Source organism: Nonomuraea rhizosphaerae (genome assembly GCF_019396405.1).
Lineage (GTDB): Bacteria > Actinomycetota > Actinomycetes > Streptosporangiales > Streptosporangiaceae > Nonomuraea > Nonomuraea rhizosphaerae.
On record NZ_JAHKRL010000040.1, the window covers coordinates 1 to 17,592 of the forward strand.

Consider the following 17,592-nt stretch of genomic DNA (forward strand, 5'->3'; position numbering starts at 1 on the left):
GGACGGCTGGGGCTTCGGGGTGGCCGCCGGCTGCAGCAGCGACCCGCCACCGCCGCCGCCCTGACCGGCCGCCTGGCCGCCGCCGATGTTGATCGTCGTGGTGGCCACGATCGTGGCGGCCTGCTGGCGGAAGCTGGTCGTGTCCACGTGCTCCTTGTCCAGGAAGTCGATCACGGCCCACAGCAGCCGCTGGCTGAGCAGCTTGGTGTACTTGAAGGCCTCCAGCCGCTGGTTGACCGACAGCCCGCCGAACGCCCCCAGCTCCCGTACGCTCTTGCGCGCCCCGTAGTCGTGCATGACCTGGAAGCGCGGCGTCTGCGTGATCCCGCGCAGGTCGAGCCCGCCCAGCAGCGCCGACAGCCGCCGCGCCGGAGCCCCGAACACCAGCGGCAGGAACGGCTGGCGCGGCGTCACCTCGATCGGCGCCAGCAGCGCGAGCGGCCCGCGCGGGAGCTGGTCGACGACGTGGAACTGCTGGCGGATCGGCGGCAGCACGGTCGAGACGAACTCGGTGTAGAGCATCCGCCCCTCGACCGCGAGGTGGACGAACGCCGAGACCACCACCTCCTGGTCGTCGGGGGCGGCGATCGGGCGGCCCTCGTCGTCGTTGACCGCCTCGCGTTCGGAGCCGACCACGATGAGCTGGTAGTGGCGCACCCCGCCCTGCGGGTGGCTCATCAGCGCCGTGACGGCCTCCTCCGAGGCCAGCGAGTACGGCTGCAGGCTCTGCTCGTCGATCAGCGACCCGGCCTGCCCGCGCCTGGGCCGCTGGATCAGGCCGCGCGCGACCACGTGGTCGTGGACGGTCAGGTTCCGGATCCGCTCGGAGTCGTGGATGACCTCGTCGCGCATGCTCTCCATGCGGTGTCTCACGAAGTCGTGCAGCGCGACGGGGCTGATGTCGACGGGCCGGTCCACGCGGCCCTCGCCGTCCTTGCGGTCCAGCTCCACGCTGATCGCCCACACCCTGGCGACGGCTCCGGCGCCGAGGAAGGCGGGGTCGCTCGGCATCATGGCGAAGGGCATCGGAGGCGTCTTCCGGCCTTTCGCCCGGTCGTCGTCATCCTTCTCCGAGTAAAGCGTGATATTTCCGTACTGGGCGGCTGCCACGTGCTTGATCCGCTTACGCACCGCCCACCCGTACACCCGGGGAAGCCGCACCGCGATCCCCGCCCGCAGCCGCCAGGCCAGCGTCACCACCAGCGAGACCCGGAACCCGGCGATGACCACCGCGGCCAGCCCGACGAACAGGAGCGCGCCCACGCCCGGCGGCACGCCCCGCGCGCTGACCGCCTGCCACCAGTCCTCGTCGAACTCCATGAACGTGCCCACCCGGGCCCGCAGTTGCAGCACGCACCAGCCGATGATCACGAACAGCCCCGCCGCCTGCAGCGCGTACGCCAGCGTGCGCCGCCGGCGCGGCAGCTTCCTGGCCGCTCGGGACACGGGCCGGGCGAACGGCAGGACGAGCGCCAGCAGCACCACCACGGACAGCGCCTCGACGGCGAGCGCGGCCACCATCGCGAGGATCAGCAGCACGTCCCTGACCACCGCCATGCGGCGGGCCCGCACGCAGTGGCGCAGGACGGGCTCGATGTCCAGGCCGTCCTGCGAGCGCGCCACCGCCCGGTGGATGTCCACCAGCAGTTCGTCCGTCACGTGGTCGCGGAACGCTCCGTCCAGGTACGCGGCGGCGCTGAGGTAGCGCGTCGCCGCCCGCAGGACGGACCGGTCCCGCTCCGGGCGCGTGGCATGGCTGAACAGCGGCCCCTGGACGTCCTCTGAAGTTTCCGTACTGAGCACCATGCCCGCCCCCCAGGCGGCATCGACGATGCCTTCAGCCGGATGGTAGAGACGCGGAGCCGCGCTGCCTATGACCGTCAAGGCCAGACGGCCGGAGGATCAACGTCCGCGGCGGTCGACTTTCGGCCCGCCCCGGTGAACTTCCGGCGGAAGCGGCGGCCCGCCCGGCCGAGGTGCCCTTGCTCCATGAGATTACGAACCGCGTGCGGGCTGGCCGGCGTCCTCTTCCTCGTCGCGCTCCTCGCCCAGGGCGCGCTCCGATCGGGGTACGACCCCGTCTACCAGCCCGGCAGCGCCCTCAGCCTCGGCGAGAACGGCTGGATCCAGATCACCAACTTCATCGTCTGCGGCCTGCTGCTGGCCGTCTTCGGCACCGGGCTGCGCCGGTGTACCGGCTCGATCGCGGGCGCCGCGCTGACCGTGATCGGCGGGGTGACGCTCGCCCTGGCGGGCGTCTTCTCCATGGACCCGATGCGCGGCTTTCCGCCGGGAACCCCGGCCGGGACGCCGTCCACCTTCACCTGGGAGCACCAGGTGCACGACATGGCGGGCGCGCTCACCTTCACCTCACTGCCGCTGGCCTGTCTGGTCCTCGCCTTCCGCCTGCCCGGCTGGTGGCGGGTGTACCTGCTGGTCAACGGGGTGGCCGGGCTGGTGCTGTTCGTCTGGTACGGGACGGCGTACGAGGCGGACGCCCCGTACGCGGGCCTCGTCCAGCGCGTGGCGATCACCGTGGACCTGACCTGGCCCGCGGCGCTCGCCCTGCTCCGTCCCGTCTTACCCGTGGCTCACGGCCGCCGCTCGGGCGGCATGCCACCTTCCGTGCCAGGGGGCGGCGTGCCGCCCTCCGCGCCTCGGTACTGACGCCGCAGCGCGTCGGCGCCCTTGTCGATGTGGGTGCCGTACTTGTTGCCGGTCCGCTCGTTCGCGAACCTCTTCGCGCGGTCGACCATCTGGTCCGCCTGGTCGGGGTGCCCCTTCGCGAAGCCCATCAACCGCCTGAACCATTCTCCGATGCGGTTCATCACCGTCCCCCTCTCCTGTCGCCTTCGGGCGTTCCCCTACCCAGGAACGCCCGAAGGAACATAAAAGGGTCAGACGGCGCGGACGAACCCGTTGACGACGAGCGGCAGCGACGCGTCCAGTCCCGCGACGTTGAGCACACCCTCCGCCTTGGGGTCGGCGATCGAGTAGCCGACGGCGGTCATCGCGGCGACGACCACCCGCGCCCCCGGGCTGACCGCCTGGCGGTAGGCGTCGAGCGCCTGCGCCGGGTGCTGACGCCCCGCCCAGGTCTCGTTGTCGGTCAGGACCACGACGCCGTCCGCCTCGTGGCGCCGCTTCAGAGCCCACGTGAACGGCAGCGACAGGTCGGTGCCCCCGCCCGACGGCCGCCAGTCGGCGATCTCGCGCAGGTTCGTGCGCGGCGTCACCTTGGAGGCGTGGACGGCGGTGTCGACGTCGATGACGTGCACGTTCCCCTTCTCGATGCGGGCGAGCATGACGGCCATGGCACAGCCCACCTCGTACGGGGAGCCGATCGAGGACCCGCCGACGGACACCCGGGCGTAGCTCATGGAGCCCGAGGAGTCCACGGCGACCAGCAGCCGCTTGCCGGACGGCTCGACCCCGCCGAACGACAGCTCGTACGTCTCCTCCAGCGCGTCCAGGACCGCAGGCACCGGCTCCCAGCTGTGGGAGGCGGCACGCGGGTTCGGCCGCGCCTCGCCGGAGGCGTAGACGCGCATCGCCAGCCACACGTCCATCGGGTGGATGCGGGCCTTGAGCAGCGCGCCGGCGTCGGTCAGCCGCGCCACGACGCGGCGGGTGGCCTCGCCGCCCGGCCGCAGCGTCCCGATCCGGGTCATCCGGGCCAGGTTGCGCAGCAGCGCGGTCATACCGACCGTGTCGACGAGCGCGTCCCACACCTGCGGCTCGCGCAGCATCGCGTCGGGCAGGAACTCCCACGGCACCTTCGCCGTGGTGACGACCCGCACCGCCTCGGCCGTACTGGTGACGGCCTTCGCGGTCAGGAACCGGTCCACGGCGGGCAGGACCTCGCGGGCCCGCTCGTCGCTCACGTTCCCGGCGATCCACCCGAACAGCGCCTTGCGCCGCTCGTCCTCCGCGACGGGGTGCGCGATGCGCAGCACGTCCCGCAGGTCGAACGCCTCGCCCTGAGGCGTCTTGCGCTGACGCGCCTTGCACGCCCGGAACGCCACGTCGTCCGCGCTGTCACGCAGGAACCACGACCCGAGCGCGGTGCGCAGGCTCCGCCCGGCCACGGCGCCGATCCCACGACCGGTGGCCTTGCCGCCCAGGTTCTTGTAGTAGCCGAAGAACTGGGCCAGGTGGTCGGTGGTGCGCGCCACCTTGGGCAGCGCGAGCTTGGCGGCCTGACGGGTGCCGGCGTCGCCCTTGGCGTAGCAGGCGGCCAGCGCGAACAGCGCCGGACGCTGCTTCGGCGCCCGCGGCGGCCGGGCCGTCGAGATCCCGGTCAGCATGGCGACCACCCGCGGCCCGTCGGCGTCGATGGCCTGGAACAGCACGCCCGCGTTCTCCGCGGTCAGCTTGTCCTCGTTCACGTAATAGGTGCCGCGCGTGGTGCCGAGGATCAGGAAGTCCTCCAGGCGGGTCCACAGGTCCTTGGCGAACGCGTAGCCGCCGGCGGCGTTGCGCACCTGGTCGGTACGGCCGGGGATCGGCTGGTTCTGCGGGGTGGCGACCGCCGACACGGCGGCCAGCGGGTCACGGGCCATCGTCGCTGCTCCTTACTTCCGGTGGGGAAGGGAGCGGATGTGGGGATGCCGTCCGGATACATAACAGGCGCTTCTGCCGATTGAGCGACACCCGGCTCTCACCGGGCGGCGGGACTCGAACCCGCACTTTCCTGTGCCTCGATAACCGATCGACTTCGACCCGCTCCCTTTCTTCCGTCAGTCCGGCCGGCGGCGCGGATATGGTGCTCCGGCCGGGCGCCCAGCCAACTGGGCACGGCCGCATGGGGAGCGGCCGAAAGGAATCGAACCTCTGATAACCGACATGGATTCGACCCGCGCCTCCGGCCGGGCTGACGGAGGATCAGATCTGGAGCCGGTACGGATATGGGTGCGTCCACCGGCATTAGGCGCTCTGCCAATTGAGCTACACGGCCGGAGCCGCGACGGGACTTGAACCCGCAACCTCCCCGTTGGAAGCGGTAACCGACGGAACTTCGACCCGCACCGGCACCAGATCTGACCAGCTTTCGGGCCTCGTCCTGCGGGGCCTTCGAGCTGTCTCCAACGATACCGATCACCGTCCTGGTGCACACCTAAATATCCAGCAACCCCCCAAATCCGAAACTTTCTCCGCCTTTCCCCGCAAATCACCAGGTCAGCGAATCTGACCGCGAAACATTTCAAATGATCCATGACATGTTTCGGAGCGCCTTCCCACACTTGAGTGCGAGACCGCCACACCCCGCGCCGCGGCGGCCGCCATCAAGGCCGCGGGCGCCGCCGGCACGTTCGGCCAGCGCGTCGCGCTGCCCATGGCATCCGAATCTCCTCCAGAGCGACCGGCAGCCTGGCGGACTGGAAGGACTGGCAGACCCCGGCCCTGAGCGACTCCACCCCGACCGGCTCACCCAGCCCCACTCCCAACGGCCCCCAGCCGCAGATCCACGACTGCCACACCAACCCGAACCAGCGCTGGTCCAGATCTTGAGCAGATGTGTCTAGCGTTGCTTGAGACGGAGCGCTTCCTTACGGGTCTCGGCCTGGACGGAGCGCTCTCGCTCCAGCCACGCCGGGTTCTCCGCCTTCAGCTCGTCGATCTCGGCGGTGGTGAGCGGCTCGGTGACCCCGCCCCTGGCCAGGCCCGAGATGGAGACCCCGAGCTTCGCGGCGACGACCTGCCTGGGATGCGGGCCGTTGCGGCGCAGGTCGGCGAGCCAGGCAGGCGGCCTCGACTGCAACTCGTTCAGCTCGTCCCTGGAGACGACGCCCGCCTGGAACTCGGCGGGAGTGGCCGAGAGGAGCACACCCAGCTTCTTGGCCGCGGTCTCGGGCTTCATCGTCTGGACGCTCTTCTGCTTGGACGAGGTCATGGCGTCAAGCGTAGTCAGTCGGAACGGGTTCCCCCGCCATCGATACGCTGAGGACGTGACTGATGGGGAGATCGGCGAGGCGTTCCGGCTGGCGTACGTGCCCGGGGTGACCCCCGCCAAATGGATCAACGTATGGACGGAGCGGCTGCCCGGCGTGCCGATCACCCCCGTCACGGTTCCCGCCGCCGAGGCCGTGGGCCTCCTGCGCGACGGCGGCGCCGACGCCGCGTTCGTCAGACTGCCGCTCGACCGCGACGGCCTCAGCGTGATCCCCCTGTACGTGGAGACCACGGTGGTCATGGCGCCCAAGGACCACGCGGTCACCGCCGCCGAAGAGGTGCTCCTGGCCGACCTGTCCGACGACGAGGTCCTCCGCCCCCTGGACGACACCCTCGAATGGACGGCCCACCCCGGCCTGCCCGCCTTCACCGACCCGCCCACCACAGCCGCCGCCGTCGAGCTGGTGGCCTCCGGCGCCGGCCTCCTCCTGGTCCCCCAGTCCCTGGCCCGCCTCCACCACCGCCGAGACCTCACCTACCGCCCTGTGCTGGACGCGCCCCAGTCCCAGGTGGCACTGGCCTGGCCCACGGCCGCGACCACCGACCTCGTGGAAGACTTCATCGGCATCGTCCGCGGCCGCACGGCGAACAGCTCCCGCGGCCGCGCTCCCGCCTCCCCCGCGGAGAAGCCGGACCGGCATGCGGAGAAGCCGGACCGGCATCAGGAGCGACCGGCCCAGCGTCAGGAGCGGAAGCCCGCACGCGGCGGGACCGGCCGCCGCGCCACACCGACCGACCGCAAAGGCAAACGCCGCCGACCCCGGTGACCTCGCGCCCGCGAGACACTTCCCCACAAGATCGCCACAGCCCTTGTCCGGCTCAGTTCTGGTTGTGCCAGTTCGCCGGATCAAGAACATCCCGGGACTGGTTCCGCCCCGTTCCTTCGGCTGCCTGCCTGTCCGCCGCCTGCTGCGCCTCTTCCGGCACGTGCCCGTGTGTCCCCTCGACGATCTCGGCGTTACCGCCGTTGCCTCCACGTCTTGGCTTGCCGTATCTGCCCATGTTCATCTGGCCGCTTCCGGCAGCGGGCTCGTACGGCGAGGCGGGCAGGCGCACGGAACCGCCATGGACGCCCGCGTCGGCGAGAGGACGTCCGTCGAGCACGGTACGGGGACCGAGTTGCCGCCCCGGCCCTCGCGGGCCCTGGCCGGCGTTGCGGAGTATGGAGGTCAGCAGGTCTCTTGCCCGTCTGAGGTGCGGCATGACGAGCCGCTCCAACTTGTCGTTGAGCGTCTGCCACAGCTTGCCGACGGCGACTCTGGTCGTCAGGGTGGCCCGGGTGGCGTTGAGCGCTCCGATTCCGCCGGACAGGGCCATCCTCAGTTGCCCGGCGCACCAGGACAGATGACCGATCACGCCAATCTTGGCGATCTTGATAAGCCCAGCGGCGATGCCGGTCGCCGCCGCCACCTTGAGGGTGGTCTCCAGCATGCCGGAGGCCTCCGTGCGGTCGGCGTCGGCCGCCCAGCGCTCGGCGAAGGCATCACCTGACACACCGGCGTACGCGGCCGCGTACTGCCCGGCCGCCTGCTCGGTGACCGCCAGGTCGGGCGCCGCGGCCCGGGCGTAGGCGCCGACCGCCGTACTCATCGCCTCCAGCTTGTCCTCGTCCCAGGCGAACAGCGCGGCAGGAGCCCCGACCAGCGAGGCTACGGGCGCCAGATCCTCCGGAACGGTCAGGCCCATGCCGCGCCGGCCCTGTCGCCGGCCCTGTCGCCGCCCCTGTCGCCCCTGTCGCCGCTCGCCGGAACCGGCGTCGCCTGCGTGTCGGCGGAGAGCACCGCGGCCACCGACTCGCCCATACCATCGGCGACCGAGCCGCGTACATGTGCCGTACGCTCGGCGACCTCCGTCAGCAGCGAGGCGAACTCGTCAAGCGTCACCGTGAGCGCCGATCCCTCGTTGCCCAGTGAGCCGATGGCCGCCAGCACGGATCGCAGCGTCCCGGCCGAACCGGTCAGGCTGTCGGCGCCCGCCGCCATGCCGTTCGCGGCGGAGGTGGCCCCGTCAGTGTCCACGTACACGTGTTCTGCCTTTCGTGTCCTCAGTGGACGGGCAACCTATCGGGACAATCCACAGCATCCAGGACATTTCCAGAAACGTCGCAACGATCCGCGCCCTCACCAACCCTCCAGGCTCAACGGCAGAACCGCCAGGACATCCGAAGCCAGTCGATCCGGATCCCACAGCGGGTCGTCACCAGAGCCAAGCTCGGCGATCAACAATGCCCGAAGGTTGAAACGGCTCGCGTTTGCGTTCCGTGTGGGGTAACCGGCCCGCTCGGCACCGTCAATGGCCGTAAAGGCAACTCCGGCCCAGATCCGCCGCGCCTTTCCTTGGCCGGGATCTTGCGCGCAAAGCAGATTGCACTGCCACGCAGCCAGCCACGAGTTGACGTGATCGGCGCCATGCTAGGCGCCCTCCACATTACTCACCATCGCCCCGCTGCTACCGCTTCTCGGCCCTGTAACGCTTGAGGAGCGCCGTGATCTTGTCATGGTCACGCGCACCGTTCAGCTCGTCGAGCAGGTCGTCAGGGCACAACTCGTAGAGGTCACCCCACCAGCGACGCGCCTTGTTGTCCCAGATGCGATAACCACTGGCGAGGTGTTCAAAGACCATCTATCAGGTGCCCTCCTTGATCAGGAGTTGCGCTCCCCCTTCTACCTCGGCATCGTACGAACTCGCAAGCAAGCGATCGTTACCCATCGAGGCAGCGACCATCTCACCATGACCATTGCGACCAATTCACCGTGATCACAGCGACCATTTCACCACGGCCTGCCATGATGGAGAGCATGGCCACCACCCCGCTCCGACGCCTGATCCGCCGCCACGCGGAGCGAGCAGTCACCGACGCCCTGGCCGACACACGTGTCGTCCTGGTGAACGGCGCACGGCAGTCGGGCAAGAGCACGCTGGTCCGGCGGCTCGCCAAGGCGGACGGCACCGAGTGGCGGGACCTCGACGATCCACTGACCCTGCAGGCCGCGTTGAGCGACCCCAGCGGCTTCGTCGACTTTCCGGAGCCCATGGTCATCGACGAGATCCAGCGCGCTCCGGAGCTGCTGCTCGCCATCAAGTCCCAGGTCGACGCCGATCCGAGACCCGGCAGATACCTGCTCACCGGTTCCTCCCGGCTGCTCGCCCTGCGCGGTCTGCCGGACACTCTGCCTGGCCGGATGGAAACCATCGAACTGTGGCCCTTCGCGCAGGGCGAGATCGACGACCGTCCTGATGCCTTTGTCGACGCGGTGTTCACGCACGGCCCGACCCTGCGGCACACTTCCCGGCACACCCGGGCCGACTACGCGGAGCGCCTGGTCCGCGGCGGCTACCCGGAAGCCGTCGCCCGCACCAATCCTCGGCGCAGGCAACGCTTCTTCGACTCCTACGTCGGCGATCTGATCAACCGTGACGTGATGCAACTGTCGGAGATCGAACGCACCGCAGAGCTCCGCGCGCTGGTCAGGTCCCTGGCGGCCAGGTCCGGCCAGCTCCTCGTCGTTCAGGCGCTGGGCCGTGACCTCGGCCTGCCCGGCACCACCACCGCCAGATTTCTCGCGCTGCTGGAGGAAGTCTTCCTGATCAAACGCATCCCCGCCTGGTCGAAGAACATCAGCAGCCGGGCCGTACACACCCCCAAGGTCACTTTCGTCGACTCAGGAGTAGCGGCGAACTTGCTGGGCCTCGACGCTCACAGCCTCCTCCGCCCCGGCTCCGCGTTCGGACCGCTGCTGGAGGGCTTCGTCCTGATGGAACTGGCCCGGCAGGTGACCTGGGCGGACACCTTGGCCGACCTGTACCACTACCGGACCAAGGACAAGGTGGAGGTGGACGCCGTCCTGGAGAGCCGTCAGGGCCGGGTCGTGGGCATCGAGGTCAAGGCTGCCTCCACCGTACGGCCGGACGACTTCAAAGGACTCCGCCACCTCGCGGAACGGGTAGGCCCCGACTTCATCGCCGGTCTGGTCCTGCACACCGGAACGCAGACATTCCCCTTCGGCGATCGAATGCTGGCCGTCCCGGTCAGCGCCCTGTGGGAGAAAACGGCCACGAGCTAGCCGGCACCCACCGACCCCTTACAGGCCTGGAACAGGTGGGCGGTACTGGGTTCGAACCAGTGACCCCTCGCTTGTAAGGACAGTGGCCACCGGCAAACACCGGTGACCTCGAATGTCGCCGAGAATAGGGTCAGCCGGGTAGCAGCGTGAACGCGCGAATGTGGCGGGGCCGAACCACTCGGAAGTGCCGGCGATCGACAGTCGCGACCTCTTCGAGCTTGAGACGCTCGGCGATCGCGATGACGGCCGCGTCAACAAGACCCAGAGGAAGATCTACATACTTCTCGACGAGGGCGGCCATCCGTGGAAGATCCTCGTCCTCCAACTCGGCAACGTGAAACCCGTTGTTTCCGAACGACTTGAGGAACGTCACCTCTGCCTGCGGACCAACCCGTGACTCCAGCAGGTATCCGACCTCGCCCATCACCGGTGACGGCACGAGCAAGGGGCCTTTCGCCTGACGGAGCAACTTCAGACAAGCTCGATGATGCTCGTCCTTGATATTGCCCGCAGCGAGGAGAACACCCGTGTCACACAGCAGCACCTCAGCGGCCCCACTCCGCGCGCAAGATCTCTTCATGGCGCTCGGACAGATCGGGATCACTTTCGAAGGACGCGAAGAAGGGCAGGTCCCGCTCGTGATCATCCTCACCGAGGCGCCCGCGAATCAACTCCAGAGCGGGCCGCAGCTCGGACTCCGGCAACTGATCCACCAGATGATGCAGCTCCTCGCGCATGACGCTCATAGCTCAAGTGTAGGCGTAGCAGCGCCGTGAACGCTGTCGTTGCCCTGCTCGCAAGGCTTGTCCGATGCCTCCACCGCTTCCGAGGCAGCCTTCAAAGGCTAAGAAATACGCGCACTTGCGGGTGGGCGGTACTGGGTTCGAACCAGTGACCCCTCGCTTGTAAGGCGAGTGCTCTACCGCTGAGCTAACCGCCCCTGATCGGCACTACACCTTACGACACCAACGGGTCCGATCGCACATCCAGCGCCCAGCCGGGGCCGAGGTCGGGCCGGCCGGCGGCTCGCCAGCCCAGCAACGCCGCGCCGAGCATGCCCGCGTCCACCCCCAGGGCCGACTTGAGCAGGGGTGGGGCGGGGCGGAAGGCGAGGCGTTTGACGAGGCGGGTGCGTACGGGGTCCAGCAGCGCGGGGCCCGCCTCGGCCAGGCCGCCGCCGAGGATGATCATGGAGGGGTCCAGGAGCAGCGTGTACGTGGCCAGCGCCAGCGACAGGGCCTCCACCGCCTCGTCCCAGACCTCCACGGCCACCGGGTCGTCGGAAATGACGACCTGCTCGGCGCGTACGTTCTCCACGCCCGAGCGCAGGCTGTAGCGGCGCCCCACGGAGGCGCCCGACGCGTACGTCTCCAGGCAGCCGAACTGGCCGCACGCGCACTGTTCGCCGTCCGGGAAGACGGGGATGTGGCCGATCTCGCCGCCCCAGCCGGAGGCGCCGCCGTACGGCTCGCCCCGCAGGATCATGGCGCCGGCTATGCCTGTGCCGATCGGCAGGAACAGGAAGTCGGAGACGCCGCGCCCGGCCCCCAGGACGCTCTCCGCCAGGCCGCCCGTACGCACGTCGTGGCCGAGCATGACCGGGACGTCGAGCGAGGTGAAGTCGGAGGCGGGCACGTCGCGCCAGCCGATGTTGGTGGCGTAGTGGGCCGTCTCCGCGGAGACCAGGCCGGGCACGGCCAGGCCCACGCCGGCGGGGACGCCGTCGCCGGAGGCGGCGAGGTGGCCGATGAAGTCCCTGATGCCCGACACGACGGCCTCGGGGCCGTCGGCGACGGGGGTGGGGCAGCGCTCGCTGAGGAGCACGGCGCCGGACTCGCTGACCAGGCCGCCCTTCATGGACGTCCCGCCGACGTCCAGCGCGACGACAAAAGCCCCGGACGAGCCTCCCGACGAGCCACCCGCGGACCCACCCTCGGGCGGGTGAGGTCCCGGCGTGGTCGGGGCGGCAGGCTCAGGCGCAGACTCGGACACCCAGCAGACGATAGCGCAGCTCAGCAAATGTCTGGAAAGGGCCGGCAGACTCCCCGGCAGTCCCCCGACCGACCAGCCCGGCGACCCCGATCCTCAAAGCCGCCCCTGCACCTTGTCGAGCCCCGACGTTCAAGCCTGTCCCAGCACTCCGTTGAGCCCCGACGTTCAGGCCCGTCCCAGCACCCTGTTGAGCGCGGCCTCCACCTCGGCCGAGAGCCCGGGAGGCGCTCCCGAGCCCACCATCGCCTCGTCCGGCGACATCAGCGTGTCCGCCCGCGCCATCCACACGGATCCGCATGACCTGCACTCGACCTCACCCAGCCGGCAGATGAGCGCCGTCGACGCGCACGTGTGGCACGCGTCGAGGTCGAGGTCGTGCAGACGTTGACAGTCCGGGCAGATGAGCACCTGCGTCTCGCGGCGCACCCCCCGCTTCCACGGGCTGGCGCCACGGACGGGGTCCGTCTGCCGGGCCCCGCAGCGGTAGCAGGGCATGGTTTCCTCCGTTGTAGCGGTCAAGAGATGTCGGCGAGTGCCTTGATGTAGTCGGCGGTGTCACGGGCCTCGCCGGCCGGATTGACCACCGACCACCGGATCACGCCCTCGCCGTCGATGACGAAGGTCCCCCGTCGAGAGACCCCTTTCCCATCATCGAACACACCGTACGCCCGCGCGACCTGTCCATGTGGCCAGAAATCGGAGAGGAGGGGAAAGACGTAACCTTCCTGATCCGCCCAGGCACGATGGGTGAACAGGGAGTCCACGGACACGGTGAGAAGCTGCACGTCAGCCGGGGATCCGGCGTGGAAGGAGCGCAGCTCGGACAGCTCCTGATGGCAGATCCCGCTGAAGGCAAGCGGGTAGAAGACCAGCACGACCTTCCTCCCCCGGAAGTCTGAGAGCTTCACCGGAGTGCCGTGCTGGTCCCGCAGTTCGAAGTCTGGAGCCAGGGCGCCGACCTCGGCAGGACGTTCGTTCACGTACGCCATCCTGCCGCATGGAGGGCGCTCGGGCCCCCTAGCGTTTGCCCTTCGGCGAGACCAGTCTGGTCCCTGACCAGTCGGGTGCGGCGGAGATGCTGCTGGTCTGCGAGAGACCCGCGGTAGCGGCATCCTCCCCGATGTCGCTCGGCTCCACATGGCCGTCGCGCCCGGCCTTGGGAGTCAGCAGCCAGATCTGGCCGCCTTCGGCGAGTGCTCGCATGGCGTCGCCGCTGAGGATGTCGAACAGATCCCCGTCGCCGTCGCGCCACCACAGCAGCACCACGTCGACGACGTCGTCGGTGTCCTCGTCCAGCAGTTCGTTCCCGGTCAGGTCCTCGATGGACTCGCGAAGCTCGTCGTCGACGTCCTCGTCCCAACCGATCTCCTGCACCACCTGACCCGGCTTGAGGCCGAGCCGTTCGGCCAGGCCGCGCTCGCCCTGCGCCTGACCCGCGGTCGCGCTCACGTTTATCCCTCCTGCTTGAGTGGCCCCGCATATGCGGTTTATCGCTTCGGGACAGTCCACACGCTGTGACCCTCAGTCGTCAACGGTCGCCACGGGTACGGCCGGAGACGGCCAGAATCAATCGGACAAAAATGACAGGCGAACCTGACGTTGCGTGTTGTCGACATTCAGATCAACAAGTGCGACGGACTGCCAGGTGCCCAGTGCCATACGCCCTCCGAGCACGGGAATGGTCGCGTAGGGAGGGATGAGCGCGGGCATGACGTGTGACCTGCCGTGACCGGCCGACCCGTGGGCGTGACGCCATCTGTCGTCGGCCGGGAGCAGGTCGCGCAGCGCGGCGAGAAGGTCGTCGTCGCTGCCGGATCCCAGTTCGAGCAGTGCGACACCGGCGGTCGCGTGCGGGACGAAGACGTGCAGCAGCCCGTCCTCCCCCAGAGCCCGCACGAAGTCCGCGCATTCCGAGGTGATGTCGTGCACCGTCTCCCGTGAGCCCGTGGCCACGGAGATGATCTGAGATCTCACGCACGAATTCTACTTAGGCACAACGACCGCATCAGGGCCGGGAAACACCAGCCCGGTGTGTCCGTCGTCGAATTTGACGATGTACGGGGGCCCGCCGTCCGCTCCTTGAACCTCGATGATGACGCCACCGCGGTCCCGCTCGCCGACGGTGTTGCCGTGCACCAGAAGGCGGTCGCCTATAGTCGCGTTCATGCCTCCACATTGGTACGGCACCGGCTGTACGGAAAGAGGGGCGCCCGTCTCCCGCCGAAGGGGGACGGAGAATCATGACCGAAACGTTACGCCGCGACCGGAGCGACACCCCGGCTGAGGGGCCCGGCGCGGGCGGACGGCCCTCGCGCCCCGGCTCGCACACCCGCGGCACCGGCGCCGGAGACCTCTTTTCTTCCCGGAGATCCCACCGGCGGGGCCGAGCGAATTTCCGGAAGTTTTCCGGTCTTGTTAAATTGACGGGGACAGGTACCCTTTGGTGGATTCGTCCTACCATCGGTGGTCTAGGCCAACCGGCCCACCCCTGCCAGCAGGGGGACCCTGGTTACCGGCCAGTAGAGATGCACTTTCTACGGCAAGCGACCAGGATGGAAGACGACCCACGACCAAGACATCAGTCATCCTCGGAAGGCGAGACCCAGTGGCTTCCGGACGCCAGCGATTCTCGATCATCAGCGACGGCCTACCCAGCCAACTGCCTGATGTCGATCCCAGTGAGACCAACGAGTGGCTCGAGTCCCTCGACAACGTCGTCAAGGCGGAGGGCCGCAGCAGAGCCCGCTACCTGATGCTCCGTTTGCTGGAGCGGGCCCGCGAGCACCAGGTCGGCGTGCCGGGCCTGCGCAGCACCGACTACATCAACACGATCCCGCCGGAGCGCGAGCCCTGGTTCCCCGGCGACGAGCACGTCGAGCGGCGGATCCGCGCGTACATCCGCTGGAATGCCGCGATCATGGTCTCCCGCGCCAACGCGCGCACGAACGTGGGCGGTCACATCGCCACCTACGCCTCGGCGGCCTCCCTGTACGAGGTGGGCTTCAACCACTTCTTCCGCGGCAAGGACCACGGCGAGTCGGGCGACCAGGTCTTCTTCCAGGGCCACGCCGCGCCGGGCATCTACGCCCGCGCCTTCCTGGAGGGGCGCCTCAACGAGGCGCAACTCGACGCGTTCCGCCAGGAGCTGTCGCACGGCTTCCACGGCCTGCCCTCCTACCCGCACCCGCGGCTCATGCCCGACTTCTGGGAGTTCCCGACGGTCTCCATGGGCCTGGGCCCGATCGGGGCGATCTACCAGGCGCGGTTCAACCGCTACCTGCTCAACCGCCAGATCAAGGACACCAGCCGCAGCCACGTGTGGGCGTTCCTGGGCGACGGCGAGATGGACGAGCCCGAGTCGCTCGGCGCGATCGGCCTGGCGGCCCGTGAGGAGCTCGACAACCTCACCTTCGTCATCAACTGCAACCTGCAGCGGCTCGACGGCCCCGTACGCGGCAACGGCAAGATCATCCAGGAGCTGGAGTCCTACTTCCGGGGCGCCGGCTGGAACGTCATCAAGGTCGTGTGGGGCCGCGACTGGGACCCGCTGCTGGCGGCCGACGTCGACGGCGTGCTGGTCAACCAGATGAACACCACGCCCGACGGCCAGTTCCAGACCTACTCGGTCGAGTCCGGCGGCTACATCCGCGACAACTTCTTCGGCGGCGACCCGCGCCTGCGCAAGATGGTCGAGCACCTGTCCGACGACGACATCCGCAAGCTGTCGCGCGGCGGCCACGACTACCGCAAGGTGTACGCGGCGTTCAAGGCGGCGCGTGAGCACGTGGGCCAGCCGACGGTGATCCTCGCCCAGACGATCAAGGGCTGGACGCTGGGCAAGGACTTCGAGGCGCGCAACGCCACGCACCAGATGAAGAAGCTCACCAAGGCCGAGCTGAAGGAGTTCCGCGACCGGCTCTACCTGCCGATCCCGGACTCTGCGCTGGAGGGCGACCTGCCGCCCTACTTCCACCCGGGCGAGAACGACCCCGAGATCGAGTACATGAAGGAGCGCCGCGCGGCCCTGGGCGGCGTGCTGCCCAAGCGCGTCATCCGCGCCAAGCCGGTCAAGCTGCCGGCCGACAAGGTGTACGAGCAGTTCGGCAAGGGCTCGGGCAAGCAGCAGGTGGCGACCACGATGGCGTTCGTGCGCCTGCTGAAGGACCTCATGCGCGACAAGGAGATCGGCCACCGGTTCGTGCCGATCATCCCGGACGAGGCCCGTACGTTCGGCATGGACGCCATGTTCCCCTCGGCCAAGATCTACTCGCCCCACGGGCAGACGTACGAGGCCGTCGACAGGGAGCTGCTGCTGTCGTACAAGGAGGCCACACAGGGCCAGATCCTGCACGAGGGCATCAGCGAGTCGGGCTCGATGGCCTCGACCATCGCGGCGGGCACGGCGTACGCCACGCACGGCGAGCACATGATCCCGATCTACATCTTCTACTCGATGTTCGGCTGGCAGCGCACCGGCGACCAGATGTGGCAGCTGGGCGACCAGATGGGCCGCGGCTTCCTGCTCGGCGCCACGGCCGGCCGCACCACGCTGAACGGCGAGGGCCTGCAGCACGAGGACGGCCACACGCCGCTCATCGCCTCGACGAACCCGGCCGCGGTCTCCTACGACCCGTCCTGGGCGTACGAGGTCGCGCACATCGTCAAGGACGGCCTGCGCAGGATGTACGGCGAGCAGCCGGAGGACGTCTTCTACTACCTGACCGTCTACAACGAGCCCTACACCCAGCCCCCGCAGCCGGACGGGCTCGACGTCGAGGGCCTGCTGAAGGGCCTGTACAGGTTCTCGGAGGGCCCGCAGACGCAGGGGCCGAAGGCCAACATCCTGTCCTCGGGCGTGGCCGGGCCGTGGGCCGTCGAGGCGCAGCGGCTGCTGGCCGAGGACTGGGGCGTGTCGGCGGACGTGTGGTCGGCGACGTCGTGGTCGGAGCTGCGCCGTGAGGCGCTGGCGTGCGACGAGCACAACCTGCTCAACCCGGACGCCGAGAAGCGCGTCCCGTACGTGACGCAGGCCCTCGCGCAGGCCAGCGGCCCGATGGTGGGCGTCAGCGACTACATGAAGGCTGTCCAGGACCAGATCGCGCAGTGGGTGCCGGGTGACTGGTCCTCGCTGGGCACCGACGGGTTCGGCCTGTCCGACACCCGCTCGGCGCTGCGCCGCCACTTCCACGTGGACGCCGCGTCGATCACGCTGGCCGTGCTGACCAGCCTGGTCAAGCGGGGCGAGCTGGAGGCCGACGTGCTGCGCGAGGCGATCGCCCGCTACCACCTCAAGAACGGCGTGACCGAGGCCGGTGGCGCCGAGAGCAACGACACCCAGTCGATGGGCGTCTGACGACACCTCTCGCGACGCCCTCACGGAGATTCCGCTCCGTGAGGGCGTCGTCACGTTCGGGGTGGGTACGTCCCACCTCATCCGGTTGTCACACGCTCGCGTAATGTGGGGAGAACTTCCCCCTGTGAGTCCGAGGGGGAAATGGACATGCGACGCGTCCTTGCCGTTGTCACGCTGGCCACGTCGGCCGCCGCCTGCATGAACTCGCCGGCACAGCCGGCGGGAGGGTTC

The 17,592-nt window shown here is 69.1% G+C and carries 19 protein-coding genes and 1 tRNA gene; 4 read left to right on the plus strand and 16 right to left on the minus strand.

Features of this window, described 5'->3' with window-relative positions; translation table 11 throughout:
• Positions 1 to 1,806: AbeC-like domain-containing protein (locus KME77_RS01900; protein ID WP_219460959.1), on the minus strand; the 1,806-nt coding region annotated here is incomplete at its 3' end.
• Positions 1,807 to 1,989: 183 nt separating this feature from the next.
• Between KME77_RS01900 and KME77_RS01905 the strand changes: the two genes are divergently transcribed.
• Positions 1,990 to 2,667, plus strand: coding sequence for a DUF998 domain-containing protein (locus KME77_RS01905; protein ID WP_219460961.1), 678 nt, complete (start codon positions 1,990 to 1,992; stop codon positions 2,665 to 2,667).
• Here the strand turns inward: KME77_RS01905 and KME77_RS01910 are convergent.
• The 3 genes from KME77_RS01910 to KME77_RS01920 all read right to left on the minus strand — a co-directional run bounded on the left by KME77_RS01910 (position 2,592) and on the right by KME77_RS01920 (position 5,893).
• The gene (locus tag KME77_RS01910; RefSeq protein WP_219460965.1) at positions 2,592 to 2,828 is read right to left on the minus strand and encodes an antitoxin; all 237 of its coding nucleotides are present in this window, start codon (positions 2,826 to 2,828) and stop codon (positions 2,592 to 2,594) included. The genes KME77_RS01905 and KME77_RS01910 overlap by 76 nt on opposite strands.
• 69 nt (positions 2,829 to 2,897) lie before the next feature.
• Entirely contained in the window at positions 2,898 to 4,562 is a 1,665-nt protein-coding gene (locus KME77_RS01915; protein ID WP_219460968.1) for a TROVE domain-containing protein, read from the minus strand.
• 959 nt (positions 4,563 to 5,521) lie between these two features.
• On the minus strand, positions 5,522 to 5,893 hold the full coding sequence (locus KME77_RS01920) for a DUF5997 family protein (RefSeq protein ID WP_219460971.1): 372 nt from the start codon (positions 5,891 to 5,893) through the stop codon (positions 5,522 to 5,524).
• 55 nt (positions 5,894 to 5,948) lie between these two features.
• Here KME77_RS01920 and KME77_RS01925 point away from each other — a divergent pair, with 55 nt between their 5' ends.
• Positions 5,949 to 6,719 carry a LysR substrate-binding domain-containing protein gene (locus KME77_RS01925; protein ID WP_308250502.1) on the plus strand — a complete coding sequence of 257 codons (771 nt, stop codon included), beginning with the start codon at positions 5,949 to 5,951 and terminating at the stop codon, positions 6,717 to 6,719.
• 52 nt (positions 6,720 to 6,771) lie between these two features.
• Here KME77_RS01925 and KME77_RS01930 read toward each other — a convergent pair whose 3' ends face one another.
• The 3 genes from KME77_RS01930 to KME77_RS01940 all read right to left on the minus strand — a co-directional run bounded on the left by KME77_RS01930 (position 6,772) and on the right by KME77_RS01940 (position 8,574).
• Complete coding sequence (locus KME77_RS01930; RefSeq protein WP_219460977.1) at positions 6,772 to 7,638, minus strand: hypothetical protein; 867 nt, start codon at positions 7,636 to 7,638, stop codon at positions 6,772 to 6,774.
• Positions 7,629 to 7,976 (minus strand): hypothetical protein, encoded by a 348-nt coding sequence (locus KME77_RS01935; protein WP_219460980.1) that lies wholly within the window; start codon positions 7,974 to 7,976, stop codon positions 7,629 to 7,631. Before KME77_RS01935 ends, KME77_RS01930 begins: the two co-directional genes overlap by 10 nt.
• A gap of 424 nt (positions 7,977 to 8,400) precedes the next feature.
• On the minus strand, positions 8,401 to 8,574 hold the full coding sequence (locus tag KME77_RS01940; RefSeq protein WP_219460984.1) for a hypothetical protein: 174 nt from the start codon (positions 8,572 to 8,574) through the stop codon (positions 8,401 to 8,403).
• A gap of 176 nt (positions 8,575 to 8,750) precedes the next feature.
• Between KME77_RS01940 and KME77_RS01945 the strand changes: the two genes are divergently transcribed.
• Positions 8,751 to 10,016, plus strand: coding sequence for an ATP-binding protein (locus KME77_RS01945; protein WP_246609027.1), 1,266 nt, complete (start codon positions 8,751 to 8,753; stop codon positions 10,014 to 10,016).
• Positions 10,017 to 10,146: 130 nt separating this feature from the next.
• Here the strand turns inward: KME77_RS01945 and KME77_RS01950 are convergent, their stop codons facing one another.
• From KME77_RS01950 to KME77_RS01990, 9 genes are all read right to left on the minus strand, one after another.
• On the minus strand, positions 10,147 to 10,560 hold the full coding sequence (locus tag KME77_RS01950; RefSeq protein ID WP_219460993.1) for a type II toxin-antitoxin system VapC family toxin: 414 nt from the start codon (positions 10,558 to 10,560) through the stop codon (positions 10,147 to 10,149).
• Position 10,561: 1 nt separating this feature from the next.
• On the minus strand, positions 10,562 to 10,762 hold the full coding sequence (locus KME77_RS01955) for a hypothetical protein (RefSeq protein ID WP_219460998.1): 201 nt from the start codon (positions 10,760 to 10,762) through the stop codon (positions 10,562 to 10,564).
• A 122-nt stretch (positions 10,763 to 10,884) separates the two neighbouring features.
• Positions 10,885 to 10,956, minus strand: a tRNA-Val gene (locus tag KME77_RS01960).
• Positions 10,957 to 10,973: 17 nt separating this feature from the next.
• Positions 10,974 to 12,008, minus strand: a complete 1,035-nt coding sequence (locus KME77_RS01965) for an ROK family protein (protein ID WP_308250503.1) — start codon at positions 12,006 to 12,008, stop codon at positions 10,974 to 10,976.
• Between the two features lie 165 nt (positions 12,009 to 12,173).
• Positions 12,174 to 12,503, minus strand: coding sequence for a hypothetical protein (locus KME77_RS01970; protein WP_219461004.1), 330 nt, complete (start codon positions 12,501 to 12,503; stop codon positions 12,174 to 12,176).
• A gap of 20 nt (positions 12,504 to 12,523) precedes the next feature.
• On the minus strand, positions 12,524 to 12,988 hold the full coding sequence (locus tag KME77_RS01975) for a peroxiredoxin (RefSeq protein WP_308250504.1): 465 nt from the start codon (positions 12,986 to 12,988) through the stop codon (positions 12,524 to 12,526).
• Between the two features lie 37 nt (positions 12,989 to 13,025).
• Complete coding sequence (locus tag KME77_RS01980; protein WP_219461009.1) at positions 13,026 to 13,457, minus strand: DUF3052 domain-containing protein; 432 nt, start codon at positions 13,455 to 13,457, stop codon at positions 13,026 to 13,028.
• Between the two features lie 117 nt (positions 13,458 to 13,574).
• Positions 13,575 to 13,982: a secondary thiamine-phosphate synthase enzyme YjbQ gene (locus KME77_RS01985; RefSeq protein ID WP_219461012.1), complete on the minus strand. Its 408-nt coding sequence runs from the start codon at positions 13,980 to 13,982 to the stop codon at positions 13,575 to 13,577.
• Between the two features lie 9 nt (positions 13,983 to 13,991).
• A complete protein-coding gene (locus KME77_RS01990) occupies positions 13,992 to 14,174 on the minus strand; it encodes a DUF1918 domain-containing protein (protein ID WP_219461014.1) in 183 nt (60 codons plus the stop codon).
• Positions 14,175 to 14,613: 439 nt separating this feature from the next.
• On the opposite strand from KME77_RS01990, the gene aceE reads away from it, so the two are divergent.
• On the plus strand, positions 14,614 to 17,361 hold the full coding sequence (gene aceE / locus KME77_RS01995) for a pyruvate dehydrogenase (acetyl-transferring), homodimeric type (protein WP_219461016.1): 2,748 nt from the start codon (positions 14,614 to 14,616) through the stop codon (positions 17,359 to 17,361).
• Positions 17,362 to 17,592: the final 231 nt, after the last annotated feature.

Coding starts and splice junctions, on each gene's coding strand:
- KME77_RS01945 (WP_246609027.1), top strand. CDS start 8,751: ATGGCCACCACCCCGCTCCGACGCCTGATCCGCCGCCACGCGGAGCGA.
- KME77_RS01905 (WP_219460961.1), top strand. CDS start 1,990: ATGAGATTACGAACCGCGTGCGGGCTGGCCGGCGTCCTCTTCCTCGTC.
- KME77_RS01955 (WP_219460998.1), bottom strand. CDS start 10,762: ATGAGCGTCATGCGCGAGGAGCTGCATCATCTGGTGGATCAGTTGCCG.
- KME77_RS01940 (WP_219460984.1), bottom strand. CDS start 8,574: ATGGTCTTTGAACACCTCGCCAGTGGTTATCGCATCTGGGACAACAAG.
- KME77_RS01970 (WP_219461004.1), bottom strand. CDS start 12,503: ATGCCCTGCTACCGCTGCGGGGCCCGGCAGACGGACCCCGTCCGTGGC.
- KME77_RS01910 (WP_219460965.1), bottom strand. CDS start 2,828: ATGAACCGCATCGGAGAATGGTTCAGGCGGTTGATGGGCTTCGCGAAG.
- KME77_RS01915 (WP_219460968.1), bottom strand. CDS start 4,562: ATGGCCCGTGACCCGCTGGCCGCCGTGTCGGCGGTCGCCACCCCGCAG.
- KME77_RS01930 (WP_219460977.1), bottom strand. CDS start 7,638: ATGGGCCTGACCGTTCCGGAGGATCTGGCGCCCGTAGCCTCGCTGGTC.
- KME77_RS01990 (WP_219461014.1), bottom strand. CDS start 14,174: ATGAACGCGACTATAGGCGACCGCCTTCTGGTGCACGGCAACACCGTC.
- KME77_RS01920 (WP_219460971.1), bottom strand. CDS start 5,893: ATGACCTCGTCCAAGCAGAAGAGCGTCCAGACGATGAAGCCCGAGACC.